This is a genomic window from Candidatus Methylopumilus planktonicus, assembly GCF_006364715.1.
Classification (GTDB): Bacteria; Pseudomonadota; Gammaproteobacteria; order Burkholderiales; family Methylophilaceae; genus Methylopumilus; species Methylopumilus planktonicus_A.
This window is the reverse complement of the sequence record NZ_CP040984.1, coordinates 831,596-853,956: the sequence shown is the minus strand read 5'-3', so window position 1 is coordinate 853,956 and position 22,361 is coordinate 831,596. Positions and strand designations below refer to the sequence as shown.

The window sequence follows — 22,361 nt, the reverse complement described above, 5'->3', positions numbered from 1 at the left end:
CAAGATAATAGTCCAATTTTAAGTCATTAATTCAATACTTTTTTCTTTTTAATGCATGTCCTACATCACCGAATAAACCGTACCAATTCCTATCTTTAATTCTCTTGCAATTTGTTTAATTCCTATCCCTCGTTCCCTAAGTAACTTAATTGCATTCTTCATACCATCATTCATCTTTGTAGGTCTTCCCATCTTCACCCCTTGAGAAATTGCTCTTTGTTGTCCTGCAATCACTCTTTCTCTTATTAGATTTCTTTCAAACTCTGCTAATGCTCCAAAGATACTAAACATCATTCTCCCTGCACTTGTTGATGTATCCATGCCTTGTTGCATAAAGAACAAATCAACTTTTAGTGATTGCAGTTCGTTAAGTATTTCTATTAAGTTTTGAAGTGAACGACCTAATCTATCAATAGACCAACATATGACCATATCAAATCGTCTTTGTGTTGCAGACTTCATTAATGCGTCTAGTGCAGGGCGACTTGATGTTGCCCCTGATATGCCTTCATCAATAAACTCGTCTACAATGATGTATTGCATGCGTTCTGCGATACTTCTTAACTCGTTTAATTGATTCTCACAGGTCTGTTTATCAGTAGATACTCGTGCATAAAGTGCAACTCGTTTGTTCATAGTGTGAACACCTCTAGTGGGGGATTTCAGGAGGTTGGAAGGTATCAAAAATGGAGGGAAAGGCAAGGGTTACTGTATACTACAAACTATACTACTTAAGTAATTTAATCAATAAAATCAATAGTTTAAGTATATTTAATTCTTACTCCTAAGGGGAGGGTCACACGTTCGATTCGTGTCGAGGGCGCCATATTTTATCTGTGTCCTGCGAGGTCAGCTTTTTTAAGTCTTTAGAATTATCGCAATTTCATCGCAATGGGAAGGGGTATTAAGAAATAAAATGCTTTATATGCTCATTAAGGTGTATGGTGTATTGGATTGTAGTCACTTTTTTATATTTTAGAGACCAAAGTACTTGTCAAGATAAGTTATTTCAACAACTTAAATAAGAATTGATCCTTATTTACTAATAAGGAGAAGCCCTATGTTTAAGAGAATTCTTGTAATTGTTTTATCGATTTTGTCTATAAGCTGCACAACAGCGAAGAAAGCTTCAGAAATTAATGCAGTTCGTCCCCCAATCGCTCCCTATCTTAAATTAACATGCCCAGAACTAATTACAGAACAAAGACTTTTATTGACTGAAGTTGCTGCATCAGGAGTAGCTGTTGATAAAGCACAACAATCAGATATGAATACTGTGATTGTTACTTGGCTTCTTTTTGCTCCGGCTGCATTCTTTATAGAAGGCAATGAGGTTCAGGCATCTAAATATGCGGCTCAGAAAGGACAATTAGATACAATCAATGAAGCTCTAAAAGTAAATAAATGTGGGGTAAATTAAACTGTCTTAAATAATTAAGTCTAGATGGCGAGTTGTCAGTTACACCATTGGTATTTTAGATTTAGGTTATAAATTCTAAGAGATAATAAAGCTCCTTTTTAAGCCCACTTTGCTGTGGGCTTTTTTTTCCTCAACTATAAAATCATTAGACAAACCCAATTATCCTAATTTTTGCAATAAATCTTCATCACAATTCCATCACACTAAAGGCTATTTTTAGTGTATTTTGACGGCTGGTAGTATAAATGATTATTAACCGAGAATGAGATGTAGCAAGGCTTGTAAGATCATGCCCTCGTAGCTCAGTGGATAGAGCATCCCCCTCCTAAGGGGAGGGTCACACGTTCGATTCGTGTCGAGGGCGCCAATTAAATCAATGATGTAGTTAGCAAAATTTATTAAAATTAATAAGTTAAAGAGACATATGATTAAGTATCGAGAGATAAAAAAGGAAGATTAAATGAATAATGATGATTTCAAATTAATTGAATCAACAATCCAACACTATATTAATGGTGCTAGATCTGGAAAGGGTAAAGATATGAAACCTGCTTTTCATAAAGATGCCACTATTTTTGGTTATATTGGAACCGATTTATTTGCAGGACCCATTCAAAAGCTTTTTGATTGGAATGATGAAAATGGACCTGCATCTGACATCGTTACTAAGATTGCACATATGGATATTGAGGGCTCTATCGCAACAGTACGATTAGAGTCAGATAATTGGACTGGTCACAAATTTACTGATTTCTTCACCATACTAAAAGTGGATGGTGAGTGGAAAATTATGAACAAGATATTCCATCTTCATTCATAAATTATAAGAATATAATTTGTTAAATACTATTGAATAAATAATGAAAAAAATAAATTTAGAAGAAGTTCGAGATTTTATTGAGACACAAACTTTAGAGTCAAAAATTTATATTGGGTGTGATTCTGAAAGAATTAGAATTGGAAAAGATTGGTATGCAGATTATGTCATGGCAATAGTCGTTCATATTAATGGCAATAACGGATGCAAGATTTTTGGTGAAGTATTGCGCGAGAGAGACTATGATCAAAAAAAGAGTAAACCCCGCTATAGGCTAATGAACGAAGTATATAAAGTATCCGACTTGTACCTTAAATTAGCCGATATATTAGAGGACAGAACAGTAGAGGTTCATCTCGATATTAATCCAGATGAAATGTTTGGTTCTAATTGCGTCATTCATGAGGCTATCGGATATATTCGTGGCACATGTAATGTGATTCCAATGGTCAAACCAAATGCATTTGCAGCTTCTTATGCTGCAGGAAAATTTAAAACGTTTGGAAACCTAAAGGTCGGTTAGTAAAACTTTGTAATGCTTTTTCAATATCTGCTGGGTGAATAAGATTTACATTTTTGTCATTCTCAAAAACCTTAATATTTTTTCCATAAGGCCGCCAGAAAGATTGATTTTTTATTCCTACCATCTAGGAAAATATAAAAGAATATTATTCTTTTATATTAAATAATCGTAAATTTATTCCAATAAAATTGATTTTTAGTGTAATTTAAGCATATGATAAATTTTGTTAAGAAACATTTTTTTAAGTTAAAGAGAAGCCTCACTCGCAGGTTTAAAGAAGCCCTTCTTCCCTCAGGGTATGAAAGATTGGGAACTAAATACGGCGGTTGGTGGATAGATCAAGATTTACTTACAAATAAAAATCCCTTATTAATTGATTGCGGGCTTGGTAAAGATATTAGTTTTCCTGTAGAGTTTTTAAAAAAATATAATGGTTACGTTGTTGGCGTAGATCCAGACCCTAAAAGCATTTCTTATTGTGAACCTATCAAACCAAAAAATATGGAAATACAACCTAAAGCATTCTGGAAAAAATCTGGCGAAGCCTTAAAGTTTCATTTAGCCCGCTCTAGTGAAAGGCTTCCAAAAGGAGCAGATGGTTCGGGAAGTATTTTATCTAGCCATCATTATGTTAATGGGGGTACAGAAATTGAAGTTTACACAACCTCTTTGTCTGAAATATTAAATTCATTAAATAAAACTATATGTGATATTTTAAAATTAGATATTGAGGGTGCCGAATACGAGGTTATTTCTGACCTAATAAGTTCGGGGCAAATTAGTGTTATAGAGCAGTTGCTAGTTGAATTTCATCATGGATCTACGCACTTCAACATAAGCGATACAAATGAAATAGTGAAAAATTTAGAGCTTGCTGGCTTCAAGTTAATTCACATAGAGTCGCGTAATTACATTTTTAAACGAAATATTCATTAATTTTGTATCGAGATAACAATCCTTTAAAAATTTGTTTTTTCATAACTAATCTAAGCGTTGGTGGAGCAGAAAAAGCAACAATAAAAGCCGCTGAGTTACTTTGCCAAAATGGACATTCTGTGCATTTAGTGTTGCTTGAAAATATAATAAATTTTAAATTTAGTCGCGAAATAAAATTTAAAATAATTTATGAGAAAATTAAAAAAGGCCTAATTGGAAAGTATCTAATGGCATATAAACTAAACAGGACTTTTTATGAGATTGAAAGGAAAGAAGGAAAATTTAATCTAGTTGTTTCAACTTTGCCATTTTGTGATGAGATTGTAAAGATCGCAAATATACCTAATGTGTATTTCAGGATTGCAAATACGCTTTCAGCTGAAATAAAAAATTTAAAGAAATCAAGCGCTATTAGAGCTGGAATAAGGTTGAATCGTTATAAGGTAAATTATAATAATCAAAATATTATTGCAGTGTCTCAAGGAGTTAAAGATGACCTATTAAATAATATTAAGATAAAATCTAAAATATCTGTAATATACAACCCTTTTAATTTTGGTCATATTAGAAAACTATCATCTAAACCAATACCAAAAAATATAAAAAAACCCTATCTGATACATGTGGGACGCTTTTCAGCTCAAAAAAGGCACGATCTTTTGCTGGACGCTTGGAAATTACTAAGCCTAAATATGAATTTGTTACTGATGACTAATCCATCGGCAGACCTTGAGAGGATGATATCTGAAAGAGGCTTAGATGATTCAGTTAAAATTATTGGCTTTAAAGAAAATCCATATCCTTATATTTACCAGTCAGAAATGTTGATTTTATCCTCCGATAGGGAAGGCTTGCCAAATGTATTAGTCGAGGCTTTGGTATGTGGAACAAGAGTGATAAGTACAGACTGCCCAAGTGGTCCACGTGAAATTTTAACTGGTGCACTTAAAAATTGTTTAGTTCCCGTAAATAATGCTCAATTGCTAGCAAAAAAAATCAAGACTCTCATAAAGCTACCAAAATCTAAAGATATTGATTTGCAATCATTTTCTGAAAAGAATTTTTTAAAAAAATATATGGCTTTAGCTAGAAGGTAAAAAATTTGCAGAATATTGGGTATGGCAGATTCAAAATTGGAAAAGTACTCTGAAGATGATTTAGCATCGATTAATTCAAGGGATCAGATGCTTTTAGCATTAAAAAAATTAGAATGTAATTTTTGGCCGCATATGACTTTTTTTCGTATTTATTGATGGCGGATTTCAACCAATACAAAGGACTAATGCTCGCTATACAACAATCTATAACGGTTAAATATACAATCATAAGCGCATAACAAAGTTTTCGAGCACTATATGTCTCGATCACAAAAGCTCGCACCCAATCTAATATACATGAATTATTAAATTCATGAAATCAAGCAAAAAAAGTAAATCATCTGGAAGATTAGCGTGAACCTTTATTGCTCTTTTGATTTGGCTAGAAGAAAATAAGATTGAATAATTAAAACCTAAATCTCCTTCAAAATTTTAGATTATTTCTTAATAAGGAGAGTCAATTTTTTTTACATTAGGAGATTCTAATGTAATTCTCCCTAATTTGTTCTGGCGATAATCGTTTAGAAGTATTGTTGATGCTTTTAGTAAGTCGTAGCTTTTGTCCTTAAGTTTAAGATTCTTTTTTTTCGCGATATATTCAATAAGGCCAATTGAATCTATTGAAGTGCTTTCCAGCCCATATCTTGACCTAAGTAATGCGGGGTATTTAGATAATAAAATTTCTGCAAGTTTTTCTGCTACATCTTCTTCAAAGTATGCATTTTTACCAATTGCATAATTGGCAGCCAGTATATAGCTATCCATCTCATCCTCTATCTTGGGCCACATTATTCCTGGGGTGTCAATCAATATCATTTCATCATTAATTTGGTGCCGTTGCTGTTGTTTGGTAATAGCGGGCTCATCACCTACTTTTGCAATTCTTCTGTTGAGGAGTGAATTCATGAGGGTTGATTTGCCAACATTAGGTACACCCATAATCATCATACGTAAAGGCTTGAGAGAACTGCCTCGATGGGGAGCCAATGATCTACAGATACTTAGAATTTTTTTTGGCTCATTTGCTTTTTTACACGAAATTGCAACAGCCTTTGTTTTAGGAAGTTTATTAAAGTAATTAATCCATTGGTCTGTAATCTTAGGGTCTGCCAAATCAGATTTATTTAAAACCTTAAGATGTGATCGCTGCCGAGCTAGGCTAAGGTCTTTAATTAAAGGGTTTTGAGATGCACCAGGCATCCTAGCATCCAAAACTTCAATGACCACATCTGTAAATTCCATAGTTTCAGCAGCTTTTTTTTGCGCCGCGACCATATGCCCAGGAAACCATTGAATACTCATAATTCACCTTTCATTAACTCAACAACATTTTACTCTGTCATAAGTGAACACGTATACGTTAAACTGATCAAGTTATGGAAGATTTAAAAGACATTAAACCCCAGCAATCTATCGAACTTTTGAAAGCGTTGCACATTCTCACGCGCGATGGTCGAATGAATCAGGATTCAAGGCGCAAATTAAAACAGGTTTATCATCTTTATCAGCTGATCGAACCTTATCTTGTAAAAGCGTTAGCCACGAATCCTCAATTTACTTTGGTGGACCATGGCGCTGGAAAGTCTTACTTGGGCTTTATCTTGTACGATCTTTTTTTAAAAGATAAAGGTGGGGCACTCTTCGCAATTGAACACCGACCAGAGCTTATTGAGAAAGCTAAAGTATTGGCTTACACTTTAAAATTTGATCGCATGCATTTCTTTGCATCCGATATAAAAAATTCATTAGATGATTCGAGCCTTCCAAAAAAAGTGGATATGGTGACAGCGCTTCATGCATGTGACACAGCCACAGATCATGCAATTCTTTTTGGGCTCAAAAAGGAGGCGCAATATATTGTGCTCATTCCTTGCTGCCAGGCAGAGGTGTCAAAAACTTTACGATCGGACAAATCAGATCAACTAAAATATACGTTATCTGAATTATGGCGACATCCCATGCATACAAGAGAATTTGGAAGCCACCTCACGAATGTATTAAGATGTTTATTACTGGAAGGCATGGGTTACAAGGTTACAGTTACTGAGTTGGTAGGCTGGGAGCACTCCATGAAAAATGAACTTATCATGGCTGAAAATATTCATCAGCCTAAAAAAATTGCATTAGATCGATTAGAAGAAATTTTAAAAACGTGTCATCTAGAGTCTTTGAAATCTAGATTTTTACCTACCATTTAGAAAAAAGGAGAGCGGTATGCGTTTTGTTTTAAGTTTTATTTTTTTGATGACCTCGTCACTTAGTTTTGCAGCACATAAAATTCCCGCGTTCACTGGACCTGATTTCACTGGCGTTTATCAATGTAACGGACTTGATATGCATGAGGGCGAATACAAGGGTAAGGTGACATTAAAGCTAAAAAAAGAGCATAGCCAAGCTCAGTATGGAAGTTACGACTTTCTGCTCGAGGTACCTGGTTATGGTAAGTACCCCGGCCATATGGCAGCGAATGGCCTAAGTGCTGCCATGCACTTTGCCCGAGAAAACCAATCGACTCATGATTTTGGTACAGGCATTTCACAGTTTAGTAAAAATGCAAAAGGACAATGGCAATTCCATAAGTTTTATTTTGAACCACAATTTAAGGGTGGTAATTCAGGATTTGAAGATTGCGTGAAGCAGTAATTTTTAAATTGTGAGTGAATCATTAAAAAATAAAGGTAAAAATTTAGCGATTGAAGCATCAAGACAAGCTCGACTAGAAAGCTTGCTACCTATTGAGTTTCCCGAAGCACTTCCAGTCTCACAAAGAATCAAAGAGATTAATGAAGCGATTCTTAATCATCAAGTTGTGATCTTGTGTGGTGAAACAGGATCAGGTAAGACCACACAACTCCCCAAAATATGTCTTCATTTAGGTCGAGGTATCAAAGGTTTAATCGGCCATACACAACCTAGACGTCTTGCGGCGAGATCCGTGGCCTCTCGCATTGCATCGGAACTAAAGTCACCCTTAGGCGATGCGGTTGGCTTTAAGATTCGATTCGCAGATAAAGTCTCGCAACAAACACTCATTAAAGTCATGACTGACGGCATCCTTCTCGCTGAGACTCAAACCGACCCGGACCTTAAAAAATACGACACCATCATTATTGATGAAGCCCATGAGCGAAGTCTTAATATTGATTTTCTTTTAGGTTACTTAAAGCAGCTGACCCTTAGGCGTCCTGATTTAAAAATTATTATTACCAGTGCGACCATCGATGTGGAGAGTTTTTCAAAACACTTTAACAATGCACCCATTATTGAAGTGTCAGGCAGGACATATCCCGTTGAGATTCGCTACCGACCTTTAGAGGCCAAAGATGAAGACGACCAAGTAGAAAAAATTGAGGAAGCCATTCTTGATGTTGTGAAGGATTTCTCAAAAGTAGGTGGAGACACTCTAATATTTCTTCCAGGCGAGAGAGAAATTCGAGATATCGCTGAATTTTTAAGAGTTAAATTGCCACCGCATTTCGAAATCCTTCCACTTTTTTCAAGGCTTTCCAATGAAGAGCAACAAAAAATATTTAGAGGTTCAAATGGGCGACGTATTATTTTGTCTACCAATGTTGCTGAAACATCATTGACTGTCCCTGGTATTAAATATGTCATCGATCCTGGTATCGCAAGAGTGAATCGCTATAGCACCAGAAATAAAGTTGAACAATTACAAATTGAAAAAATTTCTCAAGCATCAGCTAAGCAACGAAGCGGTCGATGTGGGCGTATCTCTGATGGCATTTGTGTAAGGCTCTATTCGGAAGATGATTTTAACGCGAGACCTTTATTTTTAGACCCTGAAATTTATCGATCATCGCTCGCATCCGTCATTCTTAAAATGGCTTCACTTCATTTGGGCGACGTATCACAATTTCCTTTTATTCAGCCCCCCAGCAGACGATTCATTCAAGACGGTTATTTATTATTGCAAGAACTTGGGGCTGTGAATGAACAATATGCATTAACGTCGATTGGTCAGGATCTGGCAAAACTTCCTATGGATCCAAGATTGGGCCGCATGCTTCTTCAAGCAAGAAAAGAAAATGCTTTGTCTGAACTTTTAATTATTGTGAGCGCATTAAGTATCCAAGATCCAAGAGAGCGACCTTTGGATAAAAAAGCCGAAAGTGAAGCAGCACAAGTTCGATTCTTTGACGAAAAATCTGATTTTGTATCCTTTTTAAAACTTTGGGTATTCTTTGACGAGGCCATTCAGAAGAAGACAACACAAAAAAATTTAAGAAAATTTTGTCATGCACATTTCTTGTCTTATCTTAGGATGCGTGAGTGGCGAGACCTGCATGAGCAACTCCGAGATCTCATTTTAGATATGAATTATGAAGAGAATGATAAGCCGGCTAATTATGTCCAAATTCACCGATCAATACTCGCCGGGCTTTTAGGAAATATTGGTATCAAAGCACTAGAAGATGATTCATACGTTGGCGCTCGAAACATTGAATTTCACTTGTCCTCAGGATCGAACATTAAGAGGAGAAAGTCGAAATGGGTTATGGCAGCAGACCTTGTAGATACGACAAAACTATATGCGAGAACAGCGGCTGAAATCGACGTGGAATGGATTGAATCTTTAAGCTTGCATTTAGTTGAGCATCACCATACAGATCCTTATTGGGATACTAAGTTATCTCGTGTGAATGCGCACGAAAGAATTACACTCTATGGACTTACGATTGTGCCTAAACGCAATGTGCATTTTGGGCCGATCAATCCAGAAATCGCACGCGAAATATTTATTAGACAAGGCTTGGTATCAGGAGGGTATGTTTCAAGGGGATTATTTTGGAAACATAATCAAGACCTCATAGAAGAGGTTGAGCTTTTAGAACACAAAGCAAGACGACTTGATGTATTAGTCAATGAAGAAGATCTTTTTCAGTTTTATGATGAAAAAATACCGCAGGGTATTATCAATGGCGTGGGATTTGAAGATTGGCGTCGCGAGATAGAGGACAAGAATCCTCAAGTCTTATTCCTCACCAAAGAACTTCTTATGAGGCGGGACGCGAATGAGATAACGGAAGTTCAGTACCCAGAAACTTTAAATATCGAAGGCGTTAAGATTCCACTGAAATATCGGTTTGAACCCGGACATCCAGATGATGGAGTGACGGCTGTTATTTCGGAAATTGATTTTCATCAGCTTGATTTAAATATAATGCAGTGGTTAGTTCCTGGGATGATTCGTGAAAAACTCAATTGTATTTTTAAGTCATTGCCTAAAAATATTCGTACTCAACTTTTTCCACTCACAGATACCGTGACCGAATTCTTAACCCAATACAAAACCCATAACCATTTATTTCAATCGATCAGTGATTTTGTTTTAAAGAAAACAAAAGAACCGTACATGATAGGTGAGGAGGAAATTGAAAGTCTGCCTCGTCATTGTTTTATGAATATTGAAGTTGTGAACCAAAAGAATGAGCTTGTATCACAAGGTCGTGATTTAAATCTTCTAAAAGGTTCAGTCAAGCCACAAGTGCATGTCAAAAAGAATGATAAGGCTAATGCGGTGGAACGATTTAATTTAAAACGGTGGGATTTTGACGAACTACCGCATGCTATTGAATTAAATACGCATCAAAAAGACTACAAAGGTTTTGTGGGGTTATCTGACGAAGATGAATCGGTAGCTATCCGTGTGTTTGTCTCAGAAGAAGAGGCAAAAGTATCACATCGTCAAGGTGTTTTAAGATTACTCAGTTTTGAATTGAAGCCACAACTCAAACAACTTGAAAAAGATTTGAACAATCTAAAAGAAGCCCAGCTTTTTTTAAGGGATATGATTGATGCTGAAGAATTAAAAGGTGATGTGATTGAAATGATTTTAGATGTAGCATTGAATTCCGAAGGGTTGATGCCAAGGACTTCAAGTGATTTTATTGCACTGATTAAGCGCATCAAGAACATCCTACCGCAAACTATGAAGACCATGTTAGATACCATTCATCTGAGCGCTACCCATTACCACCAAATTAAACAATTATTAAAAACGTTAAGTCCTATACAAAAAAGATCAGAATCTATCTTTGTAAGCCGTATGAACTTCTTAATTCATAATGAATTTATTATATCAACACCTTCAGATACATTTTTACACCTTCCAAGATACCTGAAGGCCCTTATTATTCGCATTGAAAAATACCCTTCAAGAGCAGATAAAGATGCACTCATGCAAAAAGATATTGATCGTATTCAACAATTGCTTGGTGAGCGATTAAAACCCTATGTCTCAAAAAAAATAACACCCCCTAAAGCCTTAAAAGATTTTCAATGGCTGATTGAAGAGCTTCACGTATCATTATTCGCCCAAGATTTAAAAACAGCATATCCTGTGTCACTTAAGCGATTAGAAAAAGCATTGGATGATATTCCTTATTACCCATGAGAGACTTATTTAAAAAAATATTTCGAGAAGAAGTGATTGATGAGGACATCAGTATTGAAGTCAGTGAATCGGACGGCGTTCGTTCGCTTCATTTTGCATCGCACGCGATTCAAAGCTCGATGCGCTTAAAAAAACCTTTTCACCTAGAGCTCACTTATACACGAGCGATGATGATGTTTCTTCTCTTTCATGCGCGTCCTCGTAAAGTTTTATTGATTGGCTTAGGAGGTGCATCCATTCCTAAATTTATTCACCAGTTCTTACCTGATATGAAATCGATTACTCTCGAGATTCATCAAAAAGTGATTGGTGTGGCACATCTTATGTTCCATCTACCGCCGAATGATAAATCTTTAAAAGTCATTCATGGGGATGGCATCTCTTTTATGAAAGAGCATCCGGAGTCAACTGATATATTAATGATTGACGCTTTTGATCCTGATGGTATCCCGCGTAACTTTAGGAGCCTCTCATTTTTTGATGTATGCAAATCGACTTTGCGTAAACATGGTATTTTTGTGATGAACATATGGGCAAGTGATCCCCATTACGATCTTTATATTGATCGTATGCGTCGCATTTTCGAAGGACTCATCTTGATTATTCCCACAGGCAAACCTGGCAATCAAATTGTGTTAGGTTTTAATGACATGCCACTTGAGCTTAATGTGAAGACATTGCGATCAAAGGCTAAATCACTCGAAAAAACTTATGGGCTAGAATTTTTAGCATTTTTTAATCAGCTTATGCTTCATAATCACCAGGCGTCGAACACGATCACATTCGATCAATAATTTTTAAAGGTTAAAACATTTGAATTTCCAATTTTTTGCGACTTGTCCACGTGGATTAGAAGCTTTATTAGCAGACGAACTTTTAGTGCAACGTGCGTTAAAGATTCTTGTCACTGATGGTGGCGTATCTTTCGAAGGTAATTTGGACACGATGTATCGTGTCAATTTACATAGTCGAATAGCAACACGCGTGATGTCTAGCGTGGGGCAAGGTAGTTATTCTTCAGAAGAAGATATTTATAAGGCGACGTTTAAACTTAATTGGCCCGCATGGTTTAAAGTCAATCAAACCATTCGCGTCAAAGTCACAGGTGTGAAGTGTCCTTTAAAAAGCTTGGATTTTGTGACACTTCGCATTAAAGATGCTGTGTGTGATCGTTTTCGAGAAGAGGGTGCGTTAAGGCCATCAGTGAGTGTTAGAGATCCTGATGTTCGTATTCATGCCTATCTTACACAAGATCAATACCAACTTTATTTAGATACGTCTGGAGCACCACTATATCAAAGAGGGTTTCGTGATGTGAGTGTGATCGCTCCTTTACGTGAAAACTTAGCAGCAGGTATATTGATGTTAACCGGCTGGCAACCAGGCACACCATTTTTAGATCCCATGTGTGGAAGTGGCACTTTTTTAATCGAGGCCGCTATGATGGCGGTGAATCAACCGCCTGGTATGAAGCGCACATTTGGTTTTCAAAAACTGACCTCATTCGACGAAAGTCTCTGGAAAAAAATTGAAACCGAAGCGCTTCATCAAATGAAGCCTATCGAATTCTTAGACATCTATGGATCAGATATAGATTTAAGAGCGGTACGAGTTACGCGTCACAATTTAAAAGTTGCAGGCTTGGAAGAAGTTGCAAAAGTCATGCAAAGTGATTTTGTAAAACTCGAACCACCTTCATCGGAAGGGGTGCTTGTCACCAACCCACCTTATGGTCAGCGGATAGGTGAAGACGAAGATCTAAAAGAACTCTATCCCGTCTGGGCGAAACATATGAAAGAATCTTTTGGTGGGTGGAATACTTATTTTTTAACGGCGGATCTTGAGATGCCAAAAGATATGCGATTAAAGCCCACAAAAAAAACACCGTTATTTAACGGTGCTTTAGAGTGTCGTTTATTTGAAATTAAAATGGTGGCAGGTAGCAACCGAAAACCAAAAGATTAAAGTACGTTTAACGCAGCTTCGTAGTTAGGTTCTTCTGTAATTTCTGCAACAAGTTCACTATGAAGTACTTCGTTATTTTCGTTTAATACGATCACAGCGCGAGAAGTTAAACCTGCCAAGCTCGTGTCGTCAATGGATACACCAAAGTCGGTCGCAAATTTTTTCGTGTTACGAAAGGTGGAGAGCGTTTGTACGTTCTCAATTTTTTCAGCACCGCAAAAACGATTCTGTGCAAAAGGTAAGTCAGCTGAGATACATAAGACCACTGTGTTATTTAATTTAGCCGCTGCTTCATTAAATTTTCTGACAGACGTAGCGCATGTAGGTGTATCGACACTTGGGAAAATGTTGAGCACTTTACGTTTTCCAGCAAAGCTAGCGAGGTTAACGTCAGCGCGTGTTTTATCTGCGAGACTAAAGTCAGGTGCCTTTTGTCCCTTGCTTAAAAATTGACCACCTATTTTGACTGGGCCGCCTTTAAGAGTCACTGGCATGATGAAGATTCCTTTGAAATTGAATAGTAGTTGACAATATACATCAGTTATTTTTGGAATGGTAGATCAAGTACTTTTTTTGTGACTAAGCCCTCAGTTTTAAGTCATTCATCCTTTAAAATAGAGTCATGTCTGAAGCTCATTCCGTCTCATTTGTTCATTTAAGGTGTCATAGCGAATATTCCATCACCGATGGGATTGTGCGCATTGATGACTATATCGACAAGGCTTCATCTCAAGATATGCCTGCCTTGGCGCTGACCGATTTAAATAATGTATTTGGTTTAGTAAAGTTTTATAAGGCAGCGCGAGACAAAGGTATCAAAGCCATTTTAGGCGCTGATCTTTGGATTGAGAATGAAATCAATCGTGATCAGCCTTATCGTGTCTTAGCGCTCTGTCAAAACGATAAAGGTTACTTAGCTTTATCTGAAATCTTAACGCGTGCATACCTAGAAAATCAGTATCATGGTCGCGTTGAAGTGAAAAAGTCTTGGTTGTTAGAAAAAAATGAGGGTCTCATTATTCTCTCAGGCGCTGCTATGGGAGATGTGGGTCAAGCTATTCTTCAAGAGCATACCGATATCGCGATGAATGCCATGAAAGATTGGGCGACTCATTTTAAAAATCGTTTCTACATAGAAATCCAAAGGATTGCTGAGGGCGATGATAAAAAAAATGAAGCACGTTTTATCAATCAGTCTTTAAGTTTGGCAACCAGCTTAGAAATTCCTGTGGTAGCGACGCAACCCATCCAGTTTATGGATCAAGATGATTATAGAGCGCATGAGGCGAGAACCTGTATCGCTGAAGGTTTCATCATGGCCGATAGCCGTCGCCCTAAATTATTTTCACACGAACAATATTTTAAAAATCAAGTGGAGATGACTGCTCTATTTAGCGACATTCCAGAAGCGCTTCAAAATTCAGTGGAGATTGCAAAGCGCTGCAACTTTGAATTTACTCTAGGTAAAAATTATTTACCTGACTTCCCAACACCTAACCAAGAAAAGCTTGAAGACTTTTTAATTTCAGAATCTAAAAAAGGATTAGAGGTTCGCTTAAAAGAACTTTTTCCAGATGAAGGAAAGCGTCATGAAGTAAGGCGAGAATATGACGCACGTATTCTTTTTGAAACTTCCATCATTAACCAGATGGGGTTTGCAGGTTACTTCCTAATCGTCGCTGACTTTATTAATTGGGCTAAAAATAATGAGGTTCCAGTGGGGCCTGGTCGAGGCTCAGGTGCCGGATCATTGGTAGCCTATAGTTTAGGTGTCACCGATCTTGATCCCATTCAATACCAACTCCTATTCGAGCGTTTCTTAAATCCTGATCGTGTCTCGATGCCTGACTTCGATATCGACTTTTGCCAAGAAGGTCGCGATCGCGTCATCGATTACGTCAAACAAAAATACGGTGCAGGTTCAGTGTCACAAATTGTGACGTTCGGCACGATGGCAGCTCGCGCTGTGATTCGAGATGTGGGACGCGTCCTTGATCTCCCCTTTAATTTTGTCGACAGCATTGCGAAATTAATTCCTATGGAATTAGGAATCACATTAGAAGACGCATTAAACAAAGAACCGCAGTTGCAAGATCGCTATAACAAAGAAGAAGAAGTTAAAGAGTTGATTGATCTCGCATTAAGGTTAGAAGGCATTGTCCGTAACGTTGGCATGCATGCGGGTGGCGTCTTAATCGCCCCCGGAAAAATTTCTAACTTCACACCCATTTACTGTCAGGCAAATGGTGATAGTTTAGTGAGTCAATTTGATAAGGATGATATTGAAGCTTTAGGTTTAGTGAAGTTCGACTTCTTAGGACTTCGCACACTCACCATTCTTGCGATGGCATTAAAGCATGCAAATATTTTACGAAAAAATGAGAATCAACCACCACTTGATTTGAATCATTTACCACTGGATGACAAGACAGTCTTCCAACTTCTAAAGAGTGCAAATACCACTGCTGTATTCCAGCTTGAATCGCGCGGCATGAAAGACATGTTAAAACAAGCGAAGCCGGATTGCTTTGAAGATATTGTGGCACTCGTAGCTCTCTACCGTCCGGGCCCGATGGATTTGATCCCTGATTTTTGTAAACGTAAACACGGACAACAGCGCATCGTCTATCCACATCCTTCTACCGAATCGATCTTAAAAGAAACTTACGGCATCGCTGTTTACCAAGAGCAGGTGATGCAGATTGCACAAACGGTTGCAGGTTACTCATTAGGTGCGGCTGATTTACTTCGTCGTGCGATGGGTAAGAAAAAAGTTGAGGAGATGGATGCGCAGCGCGAGGGTTTCATCGCAGGCTCTTTAAAAAATGGATTGAATGAAAGACAAGCGCGTGAACTTTTTGACTTACTTGAAAAATTTGCAGGCTATGGTTTTAATAAATCTCATGCGGCAGCGTATGCGATGGTCGCATACCAAACCGCTTATTTAAAAACACATTACCCCGCAGCATTCCTAGCCGCTTCAATGTCGGCTGATACGAATAATACCGACAATATTCAAATCTTCTTTGAGGATTGCAAACCGAATGGTGTGGAATTGTTACCGCCCGATATCAATCAAAGTGGTTTCGAATTTATTCCAACGAATACGACACAGATCTTATATGGATTAGGTGCGATTAAAGGTACGGGCTTAGCTGCGATTGAACTTATTTTAGAGTCGCGCGAAAGTAAAGGCCCTTTTAAAAATCTTTTTGATTTCTGCGCGCGACTTGATTTAAGAAAAGTGAATCGTCGTGTGGTCGAATCCCTCATCCGAGGTGGCGCATTTGACACTTTAGAGCCTAATCGTGCATCACTCTTAGCGAGTGTAAATTTAGCCATCACAGCGGCCGAACAAGGCAAAGCTAACATCGCACAAAATAGTTTATTTGGTGAAGAGCAGACTCAAAAAGTGGATATGGTGCATATGGATCCATGGACGCCCCAGCAAAAACTTCAAGAAGAAAAAGCAGCGCTCGGTTTTTATTTTAGTGGACATCCATTCACCTTCTTTGAAAAGCGTGTGCGACCATTCATCAAAACACAAATTAAAGAATTGAAACCACAAGAGCAACCTTATGTAATTGCAGGGGTAATTGTCGCCATTCGCATTCGCATGACATCTCGCGGAAAAATGGCAATTGTCACACTAGATGATGCGATTTCTCGTGTGGATGTGGTGGTAGGTAATGACCTCCTCACACAATCGCAAAGGTTAGTCCAAGAAGATCAGCTTTTAATTGTCGAGGGCCGAGTGAGTCATGATGACTTTACAGGTGGCATCCGTGTCACTGCGCGTAAACTTTTCGATTTAGCGACTGCCAGGAATCAATTCGCGCACCACTTAAAGATTTCATGTAATGGTCAATCAGATGCGAATAAGTTAAGAGAAATGCTAAAACCATACTGTGGGCATCCGCAACACGACTTAAAACGTTGCCGCGTTAAAATTGATTACCATAATGACCAAGGCCATGTAGAACTTTTTTTAGGTCGAGAATGGCAGGTTGATTTGCATGATGAGTTATTAGACGGTTTAACCCAGTGGTTGAGCGAAGAAAACGTAAAAATCCTTTATAATTGACCTCCCGATTTTAAAAGATTTATTTAATGAAAATTAGTTATCTAGACTTTGAAAAGCCGATCTCAGAACTTGAGGCTCAGACCCAGAAGCTCACAGAGACGCATGAAAAGAATAAGAATCTTGATATTTCAAAAGAACTTAGTCAGTTAGAAGGTAAGACTGAAAAACTACTTCACGAGATCTACGACAATTTAAACGCTTGGCAAATTTCCCAAGTCTCGCGTCACCCACAAAGACCCTATACCCTTGATTATATTGAGAAACTTTTCACAGATTTTGAAGAGTTACATGGCGATCGCGCGTTTGCGGACGACCCAGCTATTGTAGGGGGTTTAGCTTTATTTGAAGGTATGCCTGTGATGGTCATAGGTCACCAAAAGGGGCGTGATGTTAAAGAAAGACAATTCCGTAACTTTGGTATGCCAAAACCTGAAGGCTATCGTAAGGCCTTGCGCCTCTATAGGTTAGCCGAAAAATTTAATGTGCCAATTGTGACCTTGATCGATACCCCAGGAGCATATCCAGGTATTAACGCGGAAGAGCGAGGTCAATCAGAAGCGATTGCGCGTAACTTATATGTTATGGCAGAACTGAAAGTCCCTATCATTGGTATCGTGATTGGTGAAGGCGGTTCAGGTGGCGCATTAGCACTTGGTGTTGTGGATCATCTCATCATGCTGCAATTTGCAACATACTCCGTGATCTCCCCTGAAGGCTGTGCTTCTATCCTATGGAAGAGTGCGGACAAGGCATCGACTGCAGCAGAAACCTTAGGTATTACAGCAACCCGCTTAAAAGAATTAGGCTTGATCGATACGATTCTTCCAGAACCTTTAGGAGGCGCGCATCGCAATCCTAATCAACTCATGGAAACGGTTCGTAAATCTTTAAAAGAACACTTAACCAAACTTCAAAAGAAATCCCTAAAGCAACTCCTCGACTTAAGATACGAACGGTTACTTAGCTATGGCAAGTTCAAAGAAACCGCCAAGTAACAAAATTCCAGCTTCTGCCCTTAAAAAAACCAAACCACTATCCTTACTCGATTTAGTCGATAAGGCTTTTTTATCTTTACTAGAATCTCAAAAAAAGATTAAATCAATGATGGTTGCCTTAAGTGGAGGTGTGGATTCGGTGGTACTTTTACATCTCCTACATCAACTTCAAAAGACTCATCATTTCACTTTAAAAGCATCTCATGTACATCATGGTTTAAGTAAAAATGCAGACAAGTGGGTTAAGTTTTGTGAGAAGTTATGCACAAAATTATCAGTACCATTGGATGTCCATTACATCAAATTACCGCAAAAAAAGTCACTCGGCATTGAAGGGGAGGCAAGGCGGCTTCGCTATGAAAAACTCCTCCAATCCAAAACAGATTTAGTCGTTTTAGCGCATCATGAAGATGACCAAGCTGAGACATTTTTACTTCAATTAATCCGTGGAGCAGGGGTGAAAGGTTTGTCTTCCATGGCACATTTTGATGATAGCCGACGCTTATGGAGACCACTCCTAAACACCTCAAGAACTGACATAGAAATATATGCCAAAAAGCACCAATTAAAGTGGATTGAGGATGAAAGTAACCAGAATGCAGATTTTGATCGAAATTTCATAAGGTTAAAAGTTTTACCTATATTAAAGAATAGGTTTAGTCATATTATTAAAGTGATTTCTAGATCATCCTCCCATTTAGCAGAAGCGCAATATTTACTTGATGACTTAGCAAAAGTTGATTTAAAAAAATGTTTAAAATCATATAATTACATACATCAACTACAAGTAAAAACTTTAGATAAATTATCCAATTCTAGAGCTAAAAATCTATTGCGTTATTGGCTCGAAATCAATAATCAAATCATGCCATCTAAGGACCTTTTAGATGAGTTATTAAGACAAGTTTTAACGGCCAAAAAAGATGCGACAATAAAAATTCAGATCTCAAAAGATTTTGAAATTCGTCGCTATAAGGATGAGATTTATATCGTCAAAAAAAATCAAAAAGGACAAAAAAATTATGAAATTATTTGGAATGGCGAATCAGAAATTATTTTACCGAATGGATCAAAATTAAAATTTAAAAAAGTAAGAGGCGACGGTATTTCTTTAGAAAAAATTGAAGGTAAAAAACTTACTATTTCAAATCGAAAAGGTGGTGAATTTTTTAAGCCTGATATAAAAAGACCCACTAAAAAAATTAAGCAGCTTTTGCAGGAATCAGATCTCCCCCCCTGGGAACGTGAAAATTTACCGTTACTTTATATAGGTGACGAGTTAACTGCTATACCAAATTTTGGCGTTGATATTAAGTTTCAAGTGATGACTAAAGAGCTCGGTTTGGAAGTGATCTTATTACGATGATAATTACGTTTTTTTTACAATAAATAAGACTCACAGTCAGTTTTTTTAGCAACGAAGTCACTTATTGATTTTTATGATACTTTTTGGGTGAAATAGGGAAGGACTTTCTTCGGGAAGTTTTCCTATGCATTTTAGGCGTTAAGTCATTGAAATGTATTTGAAATTTATTTAAAGTCTTAACAGCTTTAACCTGAACAAGAGTTATTTTTATGAAATTAAAATTATTTGCAATTATTGCCTTAGCCCTAGCTAGCTCATTATCACTTAGTGCGGCTGAGAAATTAACGACAGGTACCATTAATATTGTAAGCACAACACCACTTCCTTCAATTGGTTTGCCACTGAATATTATTCCAGCGAATATCCAGATATTTGATAGTAAAGATTTGCGCAATCAGCCAGGTGTCACTTTTGCTGATCAGTTGATGAATAATGCGCAAGGTATTACATTTAACGAAATTCAAGGTAATCCATGGCAGCCAGATGTAAGTTTTAGAGGTTTTTCAGCCTCTCCTTTAGCTGGCACGCCTCAAGGTATGTCCGTATTTGTGGACGGAGTTCGTGTGAATGAGCCTTTTGGTGACACTGTGCATTGGGATTTAGTCCCAAACTTTGCGATTCAAGGCATGCAAGTGGTCCCCGGTTCTAATCCAGTTTATGGGCTTAATACTTTAGGTGGGGCTTTAGCACTTCAAACTAAGGATGGCCGAAGTAATCAAGGTATAGCTCTGGAAGGCGAAGCAGGTTCTTGGGGCAGAAAGAGAACACTGGCTCAAATTGGCGGCGTGTCAAAAGATGGCTCAGTAGATTATTTTCTAGGCGCACAACATACCACTGAAGATGGTTGGAGAAAATATTCGCCAAGTCACATTAATCAAACTTTTGGGAAGATTGGCTGGCAAAACGAAACCACAAAAGTTAACTTAAGTTATATCGGTGCTTATAACAATATGATTGGCAATGGTTTAACGCCCATCGAATTATTAGGGGGAAATCGCGATGGAGTGCAAACAACACCCGATCAAACTAAAAATTACCTAAATCATTTTGCACTCAATGCTGCACATTGGGTTAATAACAATATGATGTTAAGTGCCAATGCTTACCACAGGACTTCAAATCGAAATACGATTAATGGTGATGCGAATGATGATTTTAATAGCGGTACCATTGTTACTCAGGATATTTTTGATGCTAATAGCAGTACTTTTGCTGTCGGCAGTTGCGATACCGCTTTAGTTCCTGGGTCAGTAGCTGAAAACTGTGCGCCAGGCATTCTGAATCGATCAAGACTTAAATCACGTAGTTTAGGATTTAACCTTCAGGCTGCATTTAATCAAGATGTTTGGGGCAAGAAGAATCAATTTATTGCAGGCTTAGGTTATGACGTGCAACGCACAAAATTTAGACAAACGGAGCAGCCTAGCGAAGTAGCAGATGGTGATCTAGTTGTAGGTGCAGGTTCTCCAGATTGGTTTAATTTAGCTAGAACACCGATTAATCTTGAAGATCAGGTTGAAGAGACGGTGAACTTAAACGGCCGTTCGCGCACAGCAAGTCTTTTTGCTACAGATACATTGTCTGTTAACCAATACTGGCATGTGACTGCGAGTGCTCGATATAATCATACAACAGTTAAGAATCGAGATAACATCAATGATGGTTTACCAGAAAGCCTATCCGGTAATCATCACTTTAACCGTATTAACCCTTCACTTGGCGTGACGTTTACCCCAACTGAAACATTAAGCCTCTTTGGATCTTATAGTGAATCAAATCGAGCTCCGACATCGATTGAGTTAGGATGTGCGAATCCAGCATACCCTTGTAAGTTACCTAATGCGATGGCATCAGATCCGCCGTTAGACCAAGTTGTCGCTAAAACTTATGATGCAGGCGTGAGAGGTAAATTTTCTGATAACTTAAAATGGAATGCGTCGGTCTATCGAACTATGAATCATGATGATATTCAATTTATTTCAACCAACGCAGGTACTGGCTCATTAGGTTATTTTGATAATGTGGGCAGAACCAAACGCCAAGGTTTGGATTTAGGCTTATCGGGCACGATTGATAAATTTTTCTTCAGAGCAGGCTATAGTTTTATTTCAGCAAAGTATGATTCAGATCTACTCCTTGTAAATCAAGTGAATTCTGAGGCTGATGCTACTGACTCAATAAGCGTTAGACAAGGTAGCTATCTCGCAGGTATTCCTAAACATCAATTTAAATTACGCGCGCAGTACGAGATTTCGCCTCAATGGTTGGTGGGATCGAATATTGTTTATTATGCAAGTCAGTATGTGCAGGGCAATGAAAATAATGCCCACGTGAGCAGCACACCAAATTGCACTGATGATGGTCCAAGCTGCCAAGGCAAACTCAGTGGATATGCAATAGTTAATTTAGATACACAATATAACGTTGGCCAAGGTTGGAGAGTTTTTGCTAAAGCGATTAATATCTTTGATAAAGATTATTATTCGGGCGGTCGACTAGCTGAAACTTATTTCTCATCAGCTGGAGCTTGGAGTCCGGATGATAGAGGTGTAACATCTGTCGTTCCAGGAGCACCTCGTGCAGGTTGGATTGGCTTTCGATACGAATTTGGCGGCGCACCAGAAGCGAAGTAATATCTGTGAGCAACAAAAAGGGGGCTACAAGCCCCTTTTTTATTTCCTATATTTTCTTATTTCTGTGTGAGTTTGATAAATGAATAAAAGGTGCCAATAATAGGTATCCC

At 37.9% G+C, this 22,361-nt stretch carries 17 protein-coding genes and 1 tRNA gene; 15 read left to right on the top strand and 3 right to left on the bottom strand.

Annotation, left to right across the window (positions count from 1 at the left end):
• Positions 1–60: 60 nt before the first annotated feature.
• The gene (locus tag FIT63_RS04470) at positions 61–636 is read right to left on the bottom strand and encodes a recombinase family protein (protein WP_140006742.1); all 576 of its coding nucleotides are present in this window, start codon (positions 634–636) and stop codon (positions 61–63) included.
• A gap of 424 nt (positions 637–1,060) precedes the next feature.
• Between FIT63_RS04470 and FIT63_RS04465 the strand changes: the two genes are divergently transcribed.
• From FIT63_RS04465 to FIT63_RS04440, 6 genes are all read left to right on the top strand, one after another.
• Positions 1,061–1,420 (top strand): hypothetical protein, encoded by a 360-nt coding sequence (locus tag FIT63_RS04465; protein WP_140006741.1) that lies wholly within the window; start codon positions 1,061–1,063, stop codon positions 1,418–1,420.
• 291 nt (positions 1,421–1,711) lie between these two features.
• A tRNA-Arg gene (locus FIT63_RS04460) sits at positions 1,712–1,787 on the top strand.
• A 93-nt stretch (positions 1,788–1,880) separates the two neighbouring features.
• Positions 1,881–2,240, top strand: a complete 360-nt coding sequence (locus tag FIT63_RS04455; protein WP_140006740.1) for a nuclear transport factor 2 family protein — start codon at positions 1,881–1,883, stop codon at positions 2,238–2,240.
• 40 nt (positions 2,241–2,280) lie between these two features.
• Entirely contained in the window at positions 2,281–2,760 is a 480-nt protein-coding gene (locus tag FIT63_RS04450) for a ribonuclease H-like YkuK family protein (protein ID WP_140006739.1), read from the top strand.
• Positions 2,761–2,973: 213 nt separating this feature from the next.
• Positions 2,974–3,696 (top strand): FkbM family methyltransferase, encoded by a 723-nt coding sequence (locus FIT63_RS04445; RefSeq protein ID WP_140006738.1) that lies wholly within the window; start codon positions 2,974–2,976, stop codon positions 3,694–3,696.
• 2 nt (positions 3,697–3,698) lie between these two features.
• On the top strand, positions 3,699–4,793 hold the full coding sequence (locus tag FIT63_RS04440) for a glycosyltransferase (RefSeq protein WP_140006737.1): 1,095 nt from the start codon (positions 3,699–3,701) through the stop codon (positions 4,791–4,793).
• A gap of 444 nt (positions 4,794–5,237) precedes the next feature.
• On the opposite strand, the gene ylqF is transcribed toward FIT63_RS04440, so the two are convergent.
• Positions 5,238–6,095, bottom strand: coding sequence for a ribosome biogenesis GTPase YlqF (gene ylqF / locus FIT63_RS04435; protein ID WP_140006736.1), 858 nt, complete (start codon positions 6,093–6,095; stop codon positions 5,238–5,240).
• Between the two features lie 74 nt (positions 6,096–6,169).
• Here ylqF and FIT63_RS04430 point away from each other — a divergent pair, with 74 nt between their 5' ends.
• The 5 genes from FIT63_RS04430 to FIT63_RS04410 are packed head-to-tail and all read left to right on the top strand — an operon-like array spanning position 6,170 to position 13,173.
• The gene (locus FIT63_RS04430) at positions 6,170–6,991 is read left to right on the top strand and encodes a class I SAM-dependent methyltransferase (RefSeq protein ID WP_140006735.1); all 822 of its coding nucleotides are present in this window, start codon (positions 6,170–6,172) and stop codon (positions 6,989–6,991) included.
• A gap of 16 nt (positions 6,992–7,007) precedes the next feature.
• Complete coding sequence (locus FIT63_RS04425; RefSeq protein ID WP_317615548.1) at positions 7,008–7,436, top strand: hypothetical protein; 429 nt, start codon at positions 7,008–7,010, stop codon at positions 7,434–7,436.
• 10 nt (positions 7,437–7,446) lie between these two features.
• A complete protein-coding gene (gene hrpA / locus FIT63_RS04420; RefSeq protein WP_223259879.1) occupies positions 7,447–11,208 on the top strand; it encodes an ATP-dependent RNA helicase HrpA in 3,762 nt (1,253 codons plus the stop codon).
• Positions 11,205–12,002: a fused MFS/spermidine synthase gene (locus tag FIT63_RS04415; RefSeq protein ID WP_140006734.1), complete on the top strand. Its 798-nt coding sequence runs from the start codon at positions 11,205–11,207 to the stop codon at positions 12,000–12,002. The genes hrpA and FIT63_RS04415 overlap by 4 nt, the downstream gene beginning before the upstream one ends.
• A 19-nt stretch (positions 12,003–12,021) precedes the next feature.
• On the top strand, positions 12,022–13,173 hold the full coding sequence (locus tag FIT63_RS04410; protein WP_140006733.1) for a THUMP domain-containing class I SAM-dependent RNA methyltransferase: 1,152 nt from the start codon (positions 12,022–12,024) through the stop codon (positions 13,171–13,173).
• Here the strand turns inward: FIT63_RS04410 and tpx are convergent.
• Positions 13,170–13,670, bottom strand: a complete 501-nt coding sequence (tpx, locus tag FIT63_RS04405) for a thiol peroxidase (RefSeq protein ID WP_140006732.1) — start codon at positions 13,668–13,670, stop codon at positions 13,170–13,172. The genes FIT63_RS04410 and tpx overlap by 4 nt on opposite strands.
• Before the next feature lie 125 nt (positions 13,671–13,795).
• Between tpx and dnaE the strand changes: the two genes are divergently transcribed.
• From dnaE to FIT63_RS04385, 4 genes are all read left to right on the top strand, one after another.
• On the top strand, positions 13,796–17,257 hold the full coding sequence (dnaE, locus tag FIT63_RS04400) for a DNA polymerase III subunit alpha (protein ID WP_140006731.1): 3,462 nt from the start codon (positions 13,796–13,798) through the stop codon (positions 17,255–17,257).
• Positions 17,258–17,283: 26 nt separating this feature from the next.
• A complete protein-coding gene (locus tag FIT63_RS04395; protein WP_140006730.1) occupies positions 17,284–18,252 on the top strand; it encodes an acetyl-CoA carboxylase carboxyltransferase subunit alpha in 969 nt (322 codons plus the stop codon).
• A complete protein-coding gene (tilS, locus tag FIT63_RS04390) occupies positions 18,224–19,618 on the top strand; it encodes a tRNA lysidine(34) synthetase TilS (protein ID WP_140006729.1) in 1,395 nt (464 codons plus the stop codon). Before FIT63_RS04395 ends, tilS begins: the two co-directional genes overlap by 29 nt.
• Before the next feature lie 209 nt (positions 19,619–19,827).
• Positions 19,828–22,251, top strand: a complete 2,424-nt coding sequence (locus FIT63_RS04385; RefSeq protein WP_140006728.1) for a TonB-dependent receptor — start codon at positions 19,828–19,830, stop codon at positions 22,249–22,251.
• Positions 22,252–22,361: the final 110 nt, after the last annotated feature.